Annotated in this window: 15 protein-coding genes; 12 read left to right on the forward strand and 3 right to left on the reverse strand. The window is 74.3% G+C overall.

From position 1 onward, the window contains the following. Positions 1–26: 26 nt before the first annotated feature. The 4 genes from KLI87_RS36430 (at position 27) to KLI87_RS36445 (ending at position 5429) form a co-directional block, all read left to right on the forward strand. Positions 27–1994 (forward strand): serine/threonine-protein kinase, encoded by a 1968-nt coding sequence (locus KLI87_RS36430; RefSeq protein ID WP_214620678.1) that lies wholly within the window; start codon positions 27–29, stop codon positions 1992–1994. 72 nt (positions 1995–2066) lie between these two features. After that, on the forward strand, positions 2067–3455 hold the full coding sequence (locus KLI87_RS36435) for a hypothetical protein (protein ID WP_214620679.1): 1389 nt from the start codon (positions 2067–2069) through the stop codon (positions 3453–3455). Between the two features lie 222 nt (positions 3456–3677). Then, positions 3678–4457: an electron transfer flavoprotein subunit beta/FixA family protein gene (locus tag KLI87_RS36440; protein ID WP_156222785.1), complete on the forward strand. Its 780-nt coding sequence runs from the start codon at positions 3678–3680 to the stop codon at positions 4455–4457. A gap of 21 nt (positions 4458–4478) precedes the next feature. Continuing rightward, positions 4479–5429 carry an electron transfer flavoprotein subunit alpha/FixB family protein gene (locus tag KLI87_RS36445; protein WP_156222783.1) on the forward strand — a complete coding sequence of 317 codons (951 nt, stop codon included), beginning with the start codon at positions 4479–4481 and terminating at the stop codon, positions 5427–5429. 63 nt (positions 5430–5492) lie between these two features. Here the strand turns inward: KLI87_RS36445 and KLI87_RS36450 are convergent, their stop codons facing one another. Then, positions 5493–6698 (reverse strand): MFS transporter, encoded by a 1206-nt coding sequence (locus KLI87_RS36450; protein ID WP_214620680.1) that lies wholly within the window; start codon positions 6696–6698, stop codon positions 5493–5495. Between the two features lie 123 nt (positions 6699–6821). Then, on the reverse strand, positions 6822–7361 hold the full coding sequence (locus tag KLI87_RS36455; RefSeq protein WP_214620681.1) for a TetR/AcrR family transcriptional regulator: 540 nt from the start codon (positions 7359–7361) through the stop codon (positions 6822–6824). A gap of 84 nt (positions 7362–7445) precedes the next feature. Here KLI87_RS36455 and KLI87_RS36460 point away from each other — a divergent pair, with 84 nt between their 5' ends. Next, positions 7446–8621: a cysteine desulfurase family protein gene (locus KLI87_RS36460; protein ID WP_214620806.1), complete on the forward strand. Its 1176-nt coding sequence runs from the start codon at positions 7446–7448 to the stop codon at positions 8619–8621. Positions 8622–8680: 59 nt separating this feature from the next. Next, entirely contained in the window at positions 8681–9517 is an 837-nt protein-coding gene (locus KLI87_RS36465; RefSeq protein WP_156222777.1) for a DUF1206 domain-containing protein, read from the forward strand. A gap of 46 nt (positions 9518–9563) precedes the next feature. On the opposite strand, the gene KLI87_RS41765 is transcribed toward KLI87_RS36465, so the two are convergent. Next, positions 9564–10640 carry a DUF695 domain-containing protein gene (locus KLI87_RS41765; protein ID WP_308166471.1) on the reverse strand — a complete coding sequence of 359 codons (1077 nt, stop codon included), beginning with the start codon at positions 10638–10640 and terminating at the stop codon, positions 9564–9566. A 178-nt stretch (positions 10641–10818) separates the two neighbouring features. Between KLI87_RS41765 and mnmA the strand changes: the two genes are divergently transcribed. From mnmA to gatC, 6 genes are all read left to right on the forward strand, one after another. After that, on the forward strand, positions 10819–11916 hold the full coding sequence (mnmA, locus tag KLI87_RS36475; protein ID WP_214620683.1) for a tRNA 2-thiouridine(34) synthase MnmA: 1098 nt from the start codon (positions 10819–10821) through the stop codon (positions 11914–11916). A 24-nt stretch (positions 11917–11940) separates the two neighbouring features. Further along, positions 11941–12951, forward strand: coding sequence for a methionine synthase (locus tag KLI87_RS36480; protein WP_214620684.1), 1011 nt, complete (start codon positions 11941–11943; stop codon positions 12949–12951). A 50-nt stretch (positions 12952–13001) separates the two neighbouring features. Continuing rightward, the gene (gene ligA, locus KLI87_RS36485) at positions 13002–15170 is read left to right on the forward strand and encodes an NAD-dependent DNA ligase LigA (protein ID WP_156222771.1); all 2169 of its coding nucleotides are present in this window, start codon (positions 13002–13004) and stop codon (positions 15168–15170) included. A gap of 252 nt (positions 15171–15422) precedes the next feature. Beyond that, positions 15423–17546: a bifunctional diguanylate cyclase/phosphodiesterase gene (locus KLI87_RS36490; RefSeq protein WP_156222769.1), complete on the forward strand. Its 2124-nt coding sequence runs from the start codon at positions 15423–15425 to the stop codon at positions 17544–17546. A gap of 45 nt (positions 17547–17591) precedes the next feature. Next, complete coding sequence (locus tag KLI87_RS36495; protein ID WP_214620685.1) at positions 17592–17921, forward strand: hypothetical protein; 330 nt, start codon at positions 17592–17594, stop codon at positions 17919–17921. 82 nt (positions 17922–18003) lie between these two features. Next, the gene (gene gatC / locus KLI87_RS36500) at positions 18004–18303 is read left to right on the forward strand and encodes an Asp-tRNA(Asn)/Glu-tRNA(Gln) amidotransferase subunit GatC (RefSeq protein WP_156222765.1); all 300 of its coding nucleotides are present in this window, start codon (positions 18004–18006) and stop codon (positions 18301–18303) included.

Genomic DNA, 18303 nt, shown 5'->3' on the forward strand with positions numbered 1-18303 from the left:
TGGCGGAGGGTAGGGTTTCGTAAACGATGAAGGGGGTTGTCACGTCCGGGGACCGTATCGGCCGCTACAGCGTGCTCCAGACCCTGGGTGAGGGGGGCATGGGCGTCGTCTACCTCGGCGCCGACGCCGAGGGGCGCAAGGTGGCCATCAAGGTGCTGCGGCCGGCCGTCGCCGGGGACGCCACGGCGCGCCGCCGGCTCGCGCGCGAGGTCGACTCGATGCGGCGCGTGCACAGCAGGCACGTCGCCGAGATCCTCGACGCCGACGTCACCGCCGACCAGCCCTACATCGTGACCCAGTACGTCCCGGGGCGCACGCTGGAGGAGATCGTCGAGGAGTCCGGCCCGATCCACGGGCAGGCGCTCCAGCGGCTCGGCGTGGGGCTCGCCTCCGCGCTGTCGGCGATCCACGGCGCCGGGATCGTCCACCGCGACATGAAGCCCGGCAACGTCATGCTGGTCGACGGCGAGCCCGTCGTGATCGACTTCGGCATCGCGCAGGGCGCGGACGCGACCCGGCTGACAGCGACCGGCATGGTGATCGGCACCCCCGGCTACCTCTCCCCGGAGATCATCGAGGGCGAGGACGCGGGCCCGCCGTCCGACGTGCACGCCTGGGCCGGGACCGTCGCCTACGCGGCGACCGGGCGGCCCCCGTTCGGCTCGGGCACCTTCGAGTCGATCTTCTACAAGATCATGCAGGGCACGCCCGACCTGGACGGCGTGCCGGCCGCGATGCTGCCGGTGCTGCGCTCGGCGATGGCCCGCCACCCGGCCGAGCGCCCGACGGCGGTCAACCTCGTCCAGCTCACCCGGCGCATCCACTTCGAGGCGACGCTCACCGACCAGACGCGGATCGACCAGCACCACACCCGTCCCGACAGCGCGTCCCAGCCGCTGGACCGGCCCGACCCGCCGCTCGGGGAGCCCGACCACGCGCGGCAGTTCTCCATGCCCGCGCCCGCGCCGCTCACCTCGCAGGAACCGGCCACGCGCACCGACACGCCGCCGCCGACGCCGATGCCGGCTCCGGCCCCCGCGCGGACGCCGACGCCCCCGCCGACCCCGGCGCCCGCGCCGGCGCACGCGCAGCCCAAGGACTTCGTCGGGCAGCTCCCGCCCGCGGCGCCGCCGCCCGTCCCGCCGCCCGCGCCCGGCCCCTACGACTCGCCGAGCTACTCGCAGGGCGGCTACGCCCCCTACAACACCCAGTCGCAGGCCGGTTACCCGCCGCCCTACGGCCCGCCCCCGCCGGGCTCCCTGCATCGCGGGCCCGAGCCGGGCGGCCCGCCCGCGGGGCACGGCAGCCCGTACGAGGATCCGCGCGTCGACGAGGTGCGGCGGCAGGCCGAGCGCACCCGCGACGAGCGCGACAAGGAGGCCCGCAAGCCCTACGGCCTGTACCGGCTGCTCAGCCTCGTCGTCCTGGCGGCGCTGCTGGCGTTCGCCAACATCGCCCCGCTGCTCGCGGTCGGCGTCACGCTCGTGGGCGTCGCCGTGCTGCGGATGGCCGACAAGGCCGCCAAGGGCATGGAGGACAAGCGGACCCGCCGGGGCCCCCGCTCGGGCGACGCGGTCGCGGCGGCGTTCAGAACCCCGCTGCACCTGCCGGGCGCCGTGCTGGTCACCGTGCTGCTCGCGGGGCTCAGCGTCGGCGCCGGGCTGATCCTGCTGGGCGCGCTGATCTTCACCAAGTCCGACATGTCGGCCTCGCGGGCCGTCGCCTACTCCGCGATGGCGGTGATCGGCCTGCTGTGCCTCGCGCCGGGCAGCGGAGCGCCGCGGCGGCAGCTCGCCCGGGTCTGGGGCGCGGTCCTGCCGCGCACCGAGGCGGCCCTGGCCGGGGCGCTCGTCCTCGGCGTCTTCGCCGCCGTGCTGGCCGTGCTGTCGCTGAGCCGGCCGCCCGACACCACACCGCTGAACGGCATGAGCACGGATCTGGAGGGCGTGCGCTCCGACGTCCACGACCTCGTCGACCGCGTCCCCGGCATGTGACCGCGCCCGCGCGGGCGGGCGCGGCCGATCCGGCGCGGCGGGGCGCCGCCGATCGATAGGGTGGCCACCCATATGAGCGGTGAGACGAGCCACCAGGAGCACATCGGGCCGTACCGGTTGCTGTCCCGGCTGGGCGGCGGCGCGGGCACCGCCCACCGCGCGGCGGGCCCCGACGGGCGCGACGTGGCGATCCGGCTGCTGCCCCCCGGCGCCGTCCCCGACATCGCGCGGATGCGCTCGGTCCTCAGCCCCTACGTCGTCGACGTCCTCGGCGGCGAGCCCGGCGGCACGCGCCCCTACGTCGTCTCGCGGTTCGTCCCGGGCAGGCCGCTCGCCGAGCACGTCGCCGCGCACGGCCCGATGGGCGGCGCCGCGCTCGGCCGCATGGCGCTCGGCCTGGCCAAGGCGCTCGCCGCCCTCCACCAGGCGGGCCTCACCCACGGCGACCTCGGCCCCGGGACGGTGCTGGTCGTGGACGACGCCCCGGTCGTCGTCGACTTCGCCCTCACCGGACGCGCCGGAACGCCGGGCGACGTCCCCGCCGACGTGCGCGCCTGGGCCGTGACCCTGCTCTTCGCCGCCACCGGGCGCCCGGACGAGACCGCCGTGTCCTCCTCCGGCGAGCTGCCCGTCGGCCCGGCCCCCGAGCTGCCCGCCGGGCTGATCGCGGCGCTGCCCGAGGGGCTGCGGCCGCTGGTCGCGGCGGCGGCGCGCCCGGACGCCTCCGCCCGTCCGTCGGCGGCCGACCTGGCCGAGGCGGTGGCGAGGCTGGACCTCCCGCCGTCCCCCGCGAGGCCCCCGGCGACGGCGCACACGGCGCACACCGCGCACACGGCACCCCCGTCCCCGCCCGCGGCGCCGGCCCCGGAGCCTCCGGCGGCGTCCGGTGCCCGGGGGAGCGCGGCGCGGGCGCACGAGCTGGCCGTCGCGCAGGGCTGGGCCCGGCTGCTGGCCGCGATGGTCGTGGTGGTCGGCGTGGGCGTCGCGGTCATGATGCCGATCGTCGGGCTGCTGGCCTCGCTCGCGGCCGTCACGCTGCTGCGGGCGGGCGCCGCCTCGACCGTGCGGGGCTGGGCGTGGGCGCTCGGCCGGACGCTGCTGACCGTCCCCTACGCGGCGGCGTTCACGGTCGCGGTGCCGCTCGGGCTGGTGGCGGCCGCGGCGGTCGGCGGCGAGATCGACCCGCTCGCGGCGTGCGCGTTCGGCGCGGGCGCCGGGGCCGCCGTGCTGTGGAGCGCTCCGGGCGTCACCGGCCCGCGCCGCCAGCTCGAACGGATGGCGCTCGCCGCCGCGCGGCGGCCGGGCGGCATCGCGGCCGCGGGCGTGCTGCTCGGCGCGCTGGCGCTGTTCGCGGTGGTCGGCGCGATGTCGCTGACCCCGAGCTTCGCGCCGATGTACGGGTTGCAGAGTTCGCTGGAGGCCACGCTCGACCGGCTCCAGAACGCCCTCAACGGGACGTGAGGTCCGCCGGGCGCTCCCACCCCGGGATTTTGCCGCTCGGCTACTCGCGGGTAACATTTGGCGGGCACGGCCGAACCGGGGACCCGGATCCGAAACCCGTTCGGGCCTTTGGCAGGCTGTTGCAGCGAGAAAGGCGTTTCCCGCGTCGACCCGCCAGGGGCGGCGCCCCTCTGTCCGCTCACCCCAGCGGCCAACCGAGTGCAGGGAGGTCGGTCACCGGCCATGAACATCGTCGTCCTGGTGAAGCAGGTTCCCGATACCGAGAGCCCCCGCAAGCTGAAGTCCGATGACAGCACGCTCGACCGCGCCGCCGCGGACGGTGTCATCAACGAGCTCGACGAGTACGCCATCGAGGAGGCGCTGCGCGTCAAGGAGGCCCACGGCGGCGAGGTCACCGTCCTCACCCTGGGTCCCGACAAGGCCACCGACTCCATCCGCAGGTCGCTCGCGATGGGCGCCGACAAGGCCGTCCACCTGGTGGACGACGCGTTCGCCGGGTCCGACGCGCTCCAGACCTCCTACGTGATCGGCCAGGCGCTCGGCCACACCGGCTTCGACCTCGTGATCCTCGGCTCGGAGTCCACCGACGCGCGCACCGGCGTGCTCGCGGCGATGCTCGCCGAGCGGCTCGGCGTCCCGCAGCTCTCGCTGGCCAACAAGGTCGAGATCGACGGGACCGCCATCACGATCCAGCGGCAGACCGACTACGGCCACGACCGGGTCGAGGCGACCCTGCCCGCCGTGGTCAGCGTCGTCGAGAAGATCAACGAGCCGCGCTACCCCTCGTTCAAGGGGATCATGGCGGCCAAGAAGAAGCCGGTGGAGACGCTCGGCGCCGGCGACGCCGGTATCGACGCGGGGCGGGTCGGCCTGGCCAACGCCGCCACCGAGGTGGTGGACTTCGCCGAGGCGCCGCCGCGCGAGAAGGGTCAGATCGTCACCGACGAGGGCAGCGGCGGCACCGCGATCGCCGACTTCCTCGCGTCGAAGAAGTTCGTCTGACCGGGGAAGGGACACATTCCGATGGCTGAGATCCTCGTCCTCGTCGACCATGTCGACGGTGAGGTCAAGAAGGTCGCCCTCGAACTGCTGACGCTGGCCAACCGGCTGGGCGAGGCCGCCGCCGTATGGGTGGGCCCGGGCTACGAGGGCGCGAAGGACAAGCTCGGCGAGTACGGCGCCGGCAAGGTGTACGTCGCCGACGACGAGGAGCTGACCTCCTACGTCGTCGCCCCGAAGGCCGCGCTGCTGGCGCGGCTGGTGGGCGAGGGGTCGCCCGCCGCCGTGCTGGTGTCGGCGACCGCCGAGGGCAAGGAGATCGCCGGGCGGCTCGCCGTCAAGACGGGCTCGGGCGTCCTCACCGACGTCGTGGACGTCGCCGACGGCCTGGTCGCCGAGCACTCCATCTTCGGCGGCGCGATCATCGCGCACGCCCGGGTGCGGACGGGCACGCCGATCATCGCCGTCCGGCCGAACTCCGTCGCGCCCGAGGCGTCCCCCGCCACCCCCGTCGAGGAGCGGGTCGCGGTGACGCTGTCGGACGCCGACAAGGGCGCGCGGATCGTCGAGCGGGTCGTCCAGGAGAAGGGCGAGCGCCCCGACCTGACCGAGGCCGCGATCGTCGTCTCCGGCGGGCGCGGCGTCGGCGGCGCGGAGAACTTCGCGATCATCGAGGGGCTCGCGGACTCGCTCGGCGGCGCCGTCGGCGCCTCGCGCGCCGCGACCGACGCGGGCTGGTACCCGCACTCCTTCCAGGTCGGCCAGACCGGCAAGACCGTGTCGCCGCAGCTCTACGTCGCGGTCGGCATCTCCGGCGCCATCCAGCACCGGGCCGGCATGCAGACCTCGAAGACGATCGTCGCGATCAACAAGGACGCCGAGGCGCCGATCTTCGACCTCGTCGACTTCGGCGTCGTGGGCGACCTGTTCCAGGTCGCGCCGCAGCTCACCGAGGAGATCCAGAAGCGCAAGTGAGCGTGTCGCGGCGCCCCGTCCGGATCCTGCTCCGGACGGGGCGTCCGCGTTCCAGGGCCTCGTTCAGGCGGCCAGGGGCTCGGTCTCGGCGCCCGCCACCGCCGCCTCGGAGGAGTGCGAGGCGACGTCCACGTTCATCCGCAGCGGGACGAACCGGGCCCCCGCGGAGATGAGCAGCGCGAGGACGACCACCACGCCGACGCCGACCCGCAGCGACGTCGCGTCCGACAGGAACCCGACGACGACCGGGCCGAGCAGCAGCCCGCCGTAGCCCATCGCGCCGACCTGCGCGACCGCCGCGCCCGGACGCTCGGGGTCGGCGGTGCCCGCCAGCGAGATCGTGGTCGGGACGACCGTGCAGACCACCAGGCCGGTGAGGAAGAACCCGGCGATGGCGACCTGCGGCGCGGGCGCGAGCACGACCACGGTCATGCCGAGCGCGGTGCCGAGGCCGGCGCCGACCAGCAGCCGCCGGGTGCCGAGCCGCATCCGGACGCGGTCGCCGACCAGGCGCCCGAGCAGCATCGCCAGCTCGAACATCGGGTAGCCGAACGCGGCCACGGCCTGCGTCGCGCCGAGTTCGTCGTGCAGCAGCAGGCCGCTCCAGTCGGCGATCGAGCCCTCGGTCATGAACGCGATGAACCCGAGGATCCCGATCAGGTAGACGGCGGCGGGCATCCGGCGCCGGGCGCGGCCCGTCCCGGACGCGGCGGGGGACACGGGGTCGGGCAGGTAGGTGCGGCCGAGCGCGAGGCCGGCGGGCAGCGACAGCGCGGCGGCGGCGAGGACGGTGGTGGTGAAGCCGAGCCCGGCGGCGGCGGTGGCGACGCCGAACAGCCCGCCGCACATCGCGCCGACGGACCAGCCCGCGTGCATCCCGCTCATGATCGACCGCCGGTAGGCCCGCTCGACGACGCTGCCCTGCGCGTTCATCGCGATGTCGGTGATCCCGAACGTCATGCCGAACAGCGCGACCGCGCCGAGCAGCACCGTGTAGGTCGGGGCCAGCGCGACACCGGCGTAGGACAGCGCGGTCAGCGGCAGCGCCAGCCGCAGTGTGGCGCGGCTCCCGGCGCGCGCCATCACCGCGCGCAGCGCCTGCATGGCGATGATGGCGCCGACGCCCCAGACGAGGACGACGATGCCGATCTCGCCCTCGTTCGTCCCGAACTTGTCCGCCAGCGCGGGCATGCGGGCGACCCACACCCCGGTCAGCAGGCCGGCCAGCGCGAACGTGAGGAACGTTCCCGTACGGGCGCGGAACAGCATTGTTCACCTCTTTCTGGGCTCGTGGGGGGCAGCAGGGCCCCGGGGGATGGAGAGGTCGTGACGGGCTCCGGCGGATGCCGTGGAGCGCTCCAAAAACGGACGGGCCGGACGGCGCCGAAACGGTCAGGCGCGGTCGGGCGCGGGCTGCTCCAGCATGGCCAGCAGGTGCGTCCTCAGCTCCGCGAGCTGGGCCTCGTCATAGAGGTCGGGAACGTGGCTCACCACTTCCCACAGCCCCTCGACCGCCAGCCGGACGACCTGCGCGGCGCACGGGTCGGGGTCCTCGCCGGGATCGCGGCCGTGCCAGCGGCGCATGGCCTCGTTCATCGGCTCGGCCTGCCCGGGGTCGGCGGCGGCCGCGCTGATCGCCGACCACCGCCGGTGGGTGCGCGCCTCGCCGCCGAGGATCTCGAACGTGACCTCGACGTGGGCGCGGGTGTAGGAGCCGGGGGAGCCGTCGTCGTAGGAGGCGATCAGGGCGTCGAACTCCTCGATGGTCCGCGCGACCATCGCCGCGACGAGCGCGTCCTTGGTGGGGAAGTGGTAGAGCAGCCCGCCCTTGCTGACGCCCGCGCGGTCGGCGACCGCGGCGAGCGTCAACGCCTGCGATCCGTGCTCGAAGAGCACGGATTCGGCGGCGTCGAGCAGAGCTTCCCTCGTCATGGCGCCCTACTGTACCGGCTGGACGGTACAGCTGTCGAGCCGCGGCCGGAGCGGGCCCCGAGCGCGGCTACTGTTGGGGTCGTGGTGACCTACCTCGACCATGCGGCGACGACCCCGATGCTGCCGGAGGCCATCGAGGCGATGACGGCGGAGCTGTGCGAGCTCGGCAACCCGTCCTCGCTGCACGCGGCCGGCCGCCGTGCCCGCCGGGTGGTGGAGGAGTCCCGCGAGATCATCGCCGAGGCGTTCGACGCGCGGCCGAGCGAGGTCGTGTTCACCTCGGGCGGCACCGAGGCCGACAACCTCGCCGTGAAGGGCGTGTTCTGGGCGCGCCGCGGCGCCGACCCGGCCCGCACCCGCGTGCTGGTCGGGGCCGTCGAGCACCACGCCGTGCTGGACGCGGCGCGCTGGCTCGCCGACCACGAGGGCGCGCGGGTCGAGTGGATCCCCGTGGACGGGCTCGGGCGCGTCCGCCCCGAGGCGCTGCGCGAGGCGCTCGGCACCGGCGCGGACGTGGCGCTCGCCACGGTCATGTGGGCGAACAACGAGGTCGGCACCGTCCAGCCGGTCGCCGAGTTGGCGGCGCTCGCGCGCGAGCACGGGGTGCCGTTCCACACCGACGCCGTCCAGGCGGCCGGGACGCTGCCGGTCGGGTTCGCGGCGAGCGGCGTCCAGTCGCTGGCGATCACCGGCCACAAGATCGGCGGCCCGATCGGGGTCGGCGCGCTGCTGCTGGCCAAGCCCGCCGAGCCGCTGTTCCTCGACCCGGTGCCGCTGCTGCACGGCGGCGGGCAGGAGCGCGACGTCCGGTCCGGGACGCTCGACGCCCCGGCCATCGCCGGGTTCGCCGCCGCCGTCCAGACCGCCGCCCGGCGCCGCGACGCCGAGGCCGCGCGGCTCGCCGAACTGCGCGACCGGCTCGTCGAGGCCGTCCGCGCGGCCGTCCCCGGCGCGGTCCTGAACGGCGACCCGGGCGACCGCCTCCCCGGCAACGCCCACTTCTCCTTCCCCGGCTGCGAGGGCGACGCGCTGCTCATGCTCCTGGACGCGCAGGGCATCGCGTGCTCGACCGGGTCCGCGTGCTCGGCCGGGGTGTCGCAGCCCAGCCACGTCCTCATGGCGATGGACACCGGCGCGGAGCGCGCGCGGGGCTCGCTCCGCTTCACCCTCGGCCACACCTCCACCGAGGCGGACGTCAAGGCCCTCGCCGAGGCCATCGGGCCCGTCGTCGAGCGCGCCCGCCGGGCCGGTCTGACCTAGACGCTGGTTTTACCTTGCCGTGGGCGGGGACAGATCTGCCGTTCCTGAGGAGGGCGGCGATGGGCGAGACCACAGTAGAGCGTGTCGGACGGAAGGCCGCGGGCCATCCGGGGTTCCACTACATGACCCGGGGCGGGCTCGTGGCCCGAGGGCTCCTCTACCTTCTGATCGGCTGGCTGGCGCTCCAGGTCGCGTTCGGCGACGGCGGCGGCAAGGAGGCGGACCGCACGGGCGCGCTCCAGGCCGTCGCGGAGAAGCCGGGCGGCCCCGTCGTCCTGTGGCTGATGGCGGCCGGGTTCGTGGCGATCGCCCTCTGGCAGGCCGCCGAGGCGCTGTACGGGCGCCCGGTCCCGGACGGGGACAAGCCGACCAAGCGCCTCTCGTCGGCCGCCCGCGCCGTCATCTACCTCGCCGGGTTCGCGGCGACGATCGCGTTCCTGGCCGGGAACTCGGGCCAGTCCAGCGACAAGCAGTCCAAGACGTTCACCGCGCGGGCGATGGCCGAGCCGGGCGGCCGCTGGCTGATCCTGGCGATCGGGATCGGCTTCCTCGTCTGGGGCGCGGTCGTGGTGGCGGGCGCCGTCCGCCGCTCGTTCCTGAAGGAGCTGACCGGCATGGGCCCGGCGGCGCGGCGGGTCGTCCAGCCGGTCGGGGTGGTCGGGAACCTGGCGCGCGGGCTGGTCGGCGGCGCGGTCGGGGTGTTCCTCGGCTACGCCGCGCTCAGCTTCGAGCCGGACAAGGCCCAGGGCCTGGACGGCACGCTCCGCGAGTTCGCCGAGACCCCCGCCGGGGTCTGGGGGCTGGTCGCCGTCGCCGTGGGCGTCCTGGTCTTCGGCCTCTACTGCTTCTGCGAGGCGCGCTGGCGCAAGGTCGAGGCCGTCCGCAGGCACGGCTAGGGCGCGCTCGGAGCCGGTAGGGCGCGCTTAGGGCTTGTAGGGGGCGTCAGGGCTGGTAGGGGGCGAAGGCGCGCCAGCCGGGGTCGTTGGTGGAGGCCACCTTGGCCTTGCCCTCCGTCCAGGCGGCGGCGAGCTGGTCCAGCTCGCCGATCACGCCGGAGTCGGGGTCGGCGTACAGGTGGAACACGCGCAGGCCGTCACCGGTCTCGCGCACGGCCAGCACCGCCCGGTCGCCGAGCTTGGCCAGCTTCTTCTCGAACGCGCGCAGCGCCCCCGCCGACGGCTCCACCGGGAGCCGGTCGGGGTTGCTGTTGGCGTACGGGACGGTGATCGCCACATGCAGGTCGCAGAGCGGGTAGTCCTGCCGGTGCAGCGGGAACCGGGCGCCGAGCCGCTTGGGGTGGCCGCGCGGCGTCCGGCCCTCGCCGGTCAGCCAGGCGGGCTCGCCGAACGGCTCGGCCACCTGCTCGACGACGGCGGGCAGCATCGAGGGCGGCAGCGAGTCGATCGGGGTCTCGATCGCGATCGAGACCTCGCCGATCCAGCGGGCGACGTCGTCCTCGCCGAGAGCCCAGTCGAGGACGTGCAGCGCCACCTGGAGCTGCTGCTCCTCCGACACGAACAGGAAGTCGGGGTGGTAGGCGCTGATGTGGACGCGGGCCCGGTCGGTGTCGGCGCGCATGCCGAGCCGCACGTACTCCAGGTCGAACTCGTGGTCGCCGAGGACGAGGTCCTGCGAAAGCATCTCGGGGTCGGCCTGCCGCGCGGGGTGGAACCTCCAGCCGCCCGCCGCCGCGCCGGACGGCGCGGCGCGGAACCAGCGCTCGGCCACGCCGCGCAGCTCGGGGTCGCCCCCGCCGGTCACGGTCAGCGACGGCGCGCGGTCGTCCGAGCCGCCGATCTCCCACTGCAACTCGGAATGGATCTTGCGGACGCGGCGCGACAGCTCCTCGATCGTGTCGGCCGAGAGCCCCTCGCCGGGCACACCGGGCTCGGGCTGCTCGGGCCCGGCCGCCAGCGACGCCTCGATCGTCGGGCGCGCCTGGCCCCACCAGTCCCAGAACTCGGCGATCGCGGGCGGTACGGCGGCGGGCGTGTCGCGCGGACGGCGGAAGATTCCCACCTGTCGTCTCTTCCTTGTCGTGGCGTCAGCGGGCTCCCTCTCCGGAGCCCGCTCCGTCACCTTACGCGAGCCGCCGCACGCGCGCGCCCGCCGCGGGCAGCGGCCTCGATCCTCGACGCGGACGGCGCGCGATACCGCGTCGCGGTGGCGGGTCGGCGGCGCGTAGGCTCGAAGCACTATGACTTTGCGCGTACTCGCCGCCATGTCGGGCGGCGTCGACTCCGCCGTGGCCGCCGCACGCGCCGCCGAGGCGGGGCACGACGTCACGGGCGTCCACATGGCGCTGTCCAGCAATCCGCAGTCCTACCGGACGGGCGCGCGCGGCTGCTGCACGCTGGAGGACTCCCGCGACGCGCGCCGCGCCGCCGACGTGATCGGCATCCCGTTCTACGTGTGGGACCTCGCCGAGCGCTTCCACCGGGACGTCGTCGAGGACTTCGTCAGCGAGTACGCGGCCGGCCGCACCCCGAACCCGTGCCTGCGCTGCAACGAGAAGATCAAGTTCGCGGCGCTGCTGGACCGCGCGCTCGCGCTCGGGTTCGACGCCGTCTGCACCGGCCACTACGCCCGGCTCGCGGGCGGCGTCCTGCGGCGCGGCGTCGACCAGGGCAAGGACCAGTCCTACGTGCTGGCCGTCTGCACGCCCGAGCAGCTCGCGCACGCGCTGTTCCCGCTCGGCGACACGACCAAGGCCGACATCCGGCTGGAGGCCGAGCGGCGCGGCCTCCAGGTGGCCGACAAGCCCGACAGCCACGACATCTGCTTCATCGCCGACGGCGACACCCGGGGCTTCCTCGCCGGGCGGCTCGGCGCGTCCCCCGGGCCGATCCTCGACACCGCGGGCAACCGGGTCGGCGACCACGACGGCGCCTACGCCTACACGGTCGGGCAGCGCAAGGGCCTGCGGCTCGGCACCCCGGCGCCGGACGGGCGCCCCCGCTACGTGCTCGACATCTCCCCGGTGGACAACACCGTGACCGTCGGGCCGCGCGAGGCGCTCGACGTGCACGAGATCACCGGCGAGCGCCCGGTGTGGCTGGCCGAGGCGCCCGGCGGCCCGGTCCCTCGCGGGAACGGCCCCTTCTCCTGCCACGTCCAGCTCCGCGCGCACGGCGAGGTGCACGCCTGCACCGCCGAGCTCGACGGCGACGTCCTGCGCATCCGCCTGGAGCGCCCCGCGCGCGGCGTGGCGAGCGGCCAGGCCGCCGTCCTGTACGCGGGCGACCGCGTGCTGGCCTCCGCCACGATCGCCGCGACCGCCGGCGCCGCCGTGTGATCGCACGCCGATAGGGTTCGGCCTGTGACGGACTATCCCTGGCAGATCGGTACGGCGACCGGGATCGGCTCCTACCCGGGCGAGGACCCCGCCGAGGCGCTGCGGGTCGTGCTCGGCGAGCTGCCCGAGCTGCCGCACCTGCCCGAGCTGCCCGCGCGCGGCCCCGGCGCCGACCTCACCGGACGGACGGCGGGGCTGCTCGTCGAGCTGCCCGTCCACCTGGAGCCGTCGGGCTGGCGGTTCTCCGACCGGCCGGGCCGCGACACGCTCCGCTCCCGCGACCACCTCGCCCGCGACCTCGACGTGCTGGAGGAGGTCGCGGCCGGGCACGACGGGCCGTTCAAGATCCAGGTGTGCGGGCCGTGGACGCTGGCCGCCACGATCGAGCTGCGGCACGGCGACCGCGCGCTGAAGGACCCGGGCGCCGTCCGCGACCTGACCGCGTCGCTCGCCGAGGGCGCCGCCGCGCACGTGGCCGACGTCCGGCGCCGCCTGCCGGACGCGCGGATCCTCCTGCAGATCGACGAGCCGGGGCTGCCCGCCGCGCTCGCCGGGACGGTCCCGACCGCCAGCGGCTTCTCCCGGCTGCGGGCGATCGAGGCGCCGGTCGCCGAGGACGCGCTGCGCACCGTGATCGAGACCGCCTGCGCGGACGACGCCGCGTACCCGGTCGTCCACTGCTGCGCGCGGAACGTCCCGTTCGGGCTGCTGCGCGGCGCGGGCGCCAGGGCGGTCGCGGTCGACCTCGCGCTCGTGCCCAAGCGGGACGACGACGCGGTCGGCGAGGCGATCGAGGCGGGGACCGGGCTGTTCCTCGGCGCGGTGCCCGCGACCGACGCCGCGCTGCCGCCGCTGAAGGCGACGGCGGAGCCGGTGCGGGCGCTGTGGAACCGGCTCGGCTTCCCGCCCGCCCGGCTGGCCCGCCAGGTGGTGCTCACGCCCGCGTGCGGGATGGCGGGGGCGTCGCCGCGCCACGTCCGCGCGGCGCTCAGGCGCTGCCGCGAGGCCGCCCGGATGCTGCACGAGGCCGACTAGACCGGGGCGCGGCGGGTCGCATTGTCGGTGGTGGCGGCCACAATAGGCGCATGACCACGAGCGATGGGGTGCCCGCCGAGGCACGGCAGCGTCATCTGGAGTTGAGCGAGCGGATCGACGAGGGCAACTACCGCTACTACGTCCTCGACCAGCCGACGCTCACCGACGCCGAGTACGACCGGATGATGCGCGAGCTGGGGGGGTTGGAGGAGCGGTACCCGGAGCTGGTCACCCCGGACTCTCCCACGCAGAAGGTCGGCGCGCCGATCGAGACCGACTTCGCGGAGGCCGCGCATCTGGAGCCGATGCAGAGCCTCGACAACGCGATGAACGCCGACGCGCTGCTGTCCTGGGACGAGCGGGTGGTCAAGGAGGTCGGCGAGGTCGCCGGCTACCTGTGCGAGCTGAAGATCGACGGGCTGGCCATCGCGGTGACCTACGAGCGGGGCCGGCTCGTGCGCGGGGTGACCCGCGGCGACGGGCGCCGCGGCGAGGACGTCACGAACAACATCCGCACGATCGCCGACATCCCCACCCGGTTGGAGGGCGGGGGCTGGCCGGACGTCCTTGAGGTGCGCGGCGAGGTCTTCCTGCCGGTCGAGGGGTTCGAGCAGGTCAACGCCGCGCAGGTCGAGGCCGGCAAGGACCCCTTCGCCAACCCCCGCAACGCGGCGGCGGGCTCGCTGCGGCAGAAGGACCCGCGCGTCACCGCGCGCCGCCCGCTCGGGATGCTCGTGCACGGGTTCGGCGCCTGGCGGGGCGGCGAGCAGCCCGAGAGCCAGTCCGGCGCCTACGAGCTGATGCGCGGCTGGGGCCTGCCGGTCAGCGACCGGTACGAGGTCGTCGGCGGGCTCGACGCCGTCCGCGCCTACATCGAGCGCTACGGCGAGAACCGGCACGACACCGCCTACGAGATCGACGGCGTGGTCGTGAAGGTCGACCAGTTCGCGCTCCAGCGGCGGCTCGGGTCGACCAGCCGCGCGCCGCGCTGGGCGATCGCGTGGAAGTACCCGCCGGAGGAGGTCAACACCAAGCTCCTCGACATCAAGGTCGGCGTCGGCCGGACGGGGCGCGTCACCCCCTACGGCGTGATGGAGCCGATCGTGGTCGCCCAGTCCAAGGTCGACCGGGCCACCCTGCACAACGCGGGCGAGGTCGCGCGCAAGGGCGTGCTGATCGGCGACACCGTCGTGCTGCGCAAGGCGGGCGACGTCATCCCGGAGATCGTCGCGCCGGTCACCGCGCTGCGCGACGGCACCGAGCGCGCGTTCGAGATGCCGACGCACTGCCCCGAGTGCGGCACGGAGCTGGCGTACGAGAAGGAGGGCGACGCCGACATCCGGTGCCCGAACGCGCGGTACTGCCCCGGGCAGCTGCGCGAGCGGCTGTTCTTCGTGGCCAGCCGGAACGCCCTCGACATCGAGGCCCTCGGATACGTCGCGGCGGTCGCGCTCACCCAGCCGCTGGAGCCGAGCGACCCGCCGGTCAAGAACGAGGGCGACCTGTTCCATCTCAGCGTCGAGCAGCTCCTGCCGATCCGCAGCCTCGTGATGGACCAGAAGACCGGCACGCCCAAGACCGACCCGGAGACCGGCGAGCCCAAGGTCGTCTCGTTCTTCGCCAACAAGGAGGGCGAGCCGAAGAAGACGGTCTCGATCCTGTTCGAGGAGCTGGAGAAGGCCAAGACGCAGCCGCTGTGGCGGGTGCTGGTGGCGCTGTCGATCCGGCACGTGGGGCCCGCCGCGTCCCGCAACCTCGCCCGCGAGCTCGGGTCGATGGACGCGATCGCGAACGCGACCGAGGAGGAGCTGGCGGCCGTGGAGGACATCGGCCCCACGATCGCGGCCTCGATCAGGGCGTGGTTCGAGGTCGACTGGCACCGCGAGATCGTCGAGAAGTGGCGGGCCGCCGGGGTCCGGATGGAGGACGAGGGCGCGGGCGGGCCGCGGCCGCTGAAGGACGTCACCGTCGTGATCACCGGTTCGCTGGAGGGGTACAGCCGCGACTCGGCGAAGGAGGCCGTGCAGCGGCTCGGCGGCAAGGTGTCCGGATCGGTGTCGAAGAAAACGGACTTCGTGGTCGCGGGGGAGAACCCGGGGTCGAAGTTCGACAAAGCCGTCAAGCTGGGCGTGCCGATCCTGGGGGACGACGGGTTCGCCGTCCTGCTGGCCGACGGGCCAGATGCGGCCAAAAGCGCCGCTTTGCCCACCGAGGAATGACGAGGTGTGAGTGAGGGGCCCGTCACCAGCGTCGCGTCACTCAGCGGTACGGCACGGCTACGTAGTCGCCGGGGACCGCGACGCGACGGGCATAACGGAACGTGCGCAACCGGTTTCGCGAAGTTGAGCAAAGGCCGTACTCTCCCTCTCATCACGACCCACCTGAATGTTCGGACGAATCGCCCGGGGGCGTCCCCGAGGTACGGGGCGTCCGCTCCCGGGGGACGGCCCCCCGAACCCCCCGAGGATGTGATGAAGGACCCGAACAACACGCGGAACACGGCGCCACGCCGCGGCTCCCCGTTGTGGATCTACTTCGTCGTCGTCATCCTGCTCGGCGTCGCCGCGTGCGGCACGGCGTTCGCCGGGCTGACCGGCGCGGACCTGGACGCCCTCGCGCGCCAGCCCGTCTTCTGGATCCTCGGCTGCTTCATCGTGTTCGGGGAGCTGCGGCCGATCATCACGCCGGGGTCCACCGAGAACAACGGCGCCACCACCTCCACCACGTTCGCGTTCGCCGCGCTCCTGTACGCCGGGCTGCCGGTCGCCGCGACCCTCCAGGTCGTCGCCGTCATCACCGCCGGGATCTTCCGCGGCCGCACCCCGCACCGCATCGCCTTCAACGCCGCGCAGTACACGCTGAGCCTCGCCGCCGCCCAACTCGTCCTGGCGCTGGCGGGCGACATGGCCACCCCGACGCGGCTGTGGGTGCCCGACGGCGGCGACCTGCCCCTCATCGCGCTCGCCGGAACCGTCTACTTCTGCGCCAACGACACCCTCGTCGGCTCCGCGATCGCGCTGCACGAGCGGGTCCCGCTGCTCAAGGCGCTGCGCTGGGACCTCGCCTACCAGGTCCTCGTCCACCTGGCGCTGCTCGGGCTCGCCCCGCTGATGGTCGTCGCGATGGACAGGTCCGCGGTGTTCGTCCCGCTGATCGTCCTGCCGTTCATCGCGGTGTACCTGAACGCGTCGGTGTCGGTGCGGCGCGAGCACCAGGCGCTGCACGACGTCCTGACCGGGCTGCCCAACCGCAAGCTGCTGACCGTCCGCACCGAGGAGGCCCTCGCCGAGGCGAGCGGCGCCGACAAGCGGCCGGGGCGGTTCGGGCGCGCCGGTGCCCGCGCCCGCCGGGGCGCGGCGGCCGCCGCCGCCGAACCCGAGCACCGCCGGGCCGGGCTGTTCCTGCTCGACCTCGACCGGTTCAAGGAGGTCAACGACACCCTCGGGCACGCCACCGGCGACCGGCTGCTCCAACTCGTCGCGCACCGGCTCACCCACAGCGTCCGTCCGGGCGACCTCGTGGCGCGGCTCGGCGGCGACGAGTTCGCGGTGCTGCTGCCCACCGTCCGCGACGAGGCCGCCGCCCGCGAGGTCGCCGCCCGGCTGCGCGCCGCGCTCGGCGAGCCCGTCCGGCTGGACGGCATGTCGTTCGACCTGGAGGGCAGCGTCGGCATCGCGCTGTTCCCCGACCACGCCCAGGACTTCGAGCTGCTCCTCCAGCGCGCCGACGTCGCGATGTACAACGCCAAGGAGGGCCGCACCGGCGTCGAGGTCTACTCGCCCGGCAAGGACCGCAACTCCCCGGACCGGCTCAGCGTGCTCGGCGACCTGCGCCGCGCCATCGACCGCTCCGAGCTGGAGCTGTTCTACCAGCCCAAGATCTCCCTGCGGGACGACCAGCTCGTCGGCATGGAGGCGCTGCTGCGCTGGCGCCACCCCGACAAGGGCCTGCTGGAGCCCGAGGCGTTCCTGTCGATCGCCGAGCAGACCTACCTGATGCGCTCGATCACCCACTACGTCGTGGAGGCCGCGCTCGCGCAGACCGCCGCGTGGTGGCGCGAGGACCTCGCCGTCCAGGTCGCGGTGAACGCCTCCGGGCGCGACCTGCTCGACACCGGCCTCACCGAGACGATCGAGGAGGGGCTGCTCTCGCGCGGCCTGCCCGCCGCCGCGCTCCAGTTGGAGATCACCGAGCGGATCCTCATGAACGAGCCGGCGTACGCGTCCGAGACCGTCCGGGCGCTCGCCGAGCTGGGCATCCCGCTCAGCCTGGACGACTTCGGCACCGGCTACTCCTCGCTCGTCCGGCTCAAGCGGCTCCCGGTCGAGGAGATCAAGATCGACTCCTCGTTCGTGCGGCGGCTCACCGGCTCCTCCGACGACGCGGTGATCGTCCGCTCCATCGTCGACCTCGTCCGCACCCTCGGGCTGCGCTCGGTCGCCGAGGGCGTCGAGGACCCGCAGACCGCCCGGACGCTCCGCGAGATGGGCTGCGACGCGGCGCAGGGCTGGCACTTCGGCCGCCCCATGGACGCCGCCACCGCCACCGACTGGCTGCGGCGCCGGATGGAGCGCGCACCCGAGCCCGCCGCCTGACAATTCACCTTACAGTCGGCAAACCGCCCGCTAAGATCACTGTCCATGAACAATGCCGCGCGCGGAGTGGTCTTCGCCGTTTCCTTGCTGGGGATGGCGTTCATATTGTTCGGGACGCTGGAGTCCATGCCGGACGAGGACCAGTTCAGGGCCTACGACCTCGCCGGAGTGATCTTCGGGGGGTTCCTCATCCTGTCGTGCGCGGTCTTCGGCGCCGCGGCGCTGGCCAGTATGAAGCCCGCGGAACCGAAGACGGTGACGTTTCCGCAGCAGCAGGGCGCCGTCCCGCCGCAGGGCCTCCCGTATCCGCAGCAGGCCCCGCCGCAGTACGCGCCGCCCCCGCAGCGGTACGGGCACCACCCCCGGCCCGAGTGACGCGCCGCGCCGCGGGCGGCGGCGGGCACGCGGCCCATAGGATGGCCGGTGAACCCACTTCATCGCAGGAACGGTTTCCCACATGTCCGCCATCACCCGTGACGAGGTGTCGCATCTCGCCCGGCTCTCCCGGCTGGCGCTCGGCGACGACGAACTCGACCACCTCGCCGCCCAGCTCGACCAGATCATCTCCGCGGTCGCGCGCGTGCAGGAGGTCGCCGCGGAGGACATCCCGCCCTCCTCGCACGCGCTGCCGCTGACCAACGTCTACCGGGCCGACGAGATCCGCCCCTCCCTCACGCCCGAGCAGGCCCTGGCCGCCGCGCCCGCCGCCGAGGAGCAGCGCTTCCGCGTCCCGCGGATCCTGGACGAGGAGGCCTGA

This window comes from Actinomadura sp. NEAU-AAG7 (genome assembly GCF_018603865.1).
GTDB lineage: Bacteria > Actinomycetota > Actinomycetes > Streptosporangiales > Streptosporangiaceae > Spirillospora > Spirillospora litoris.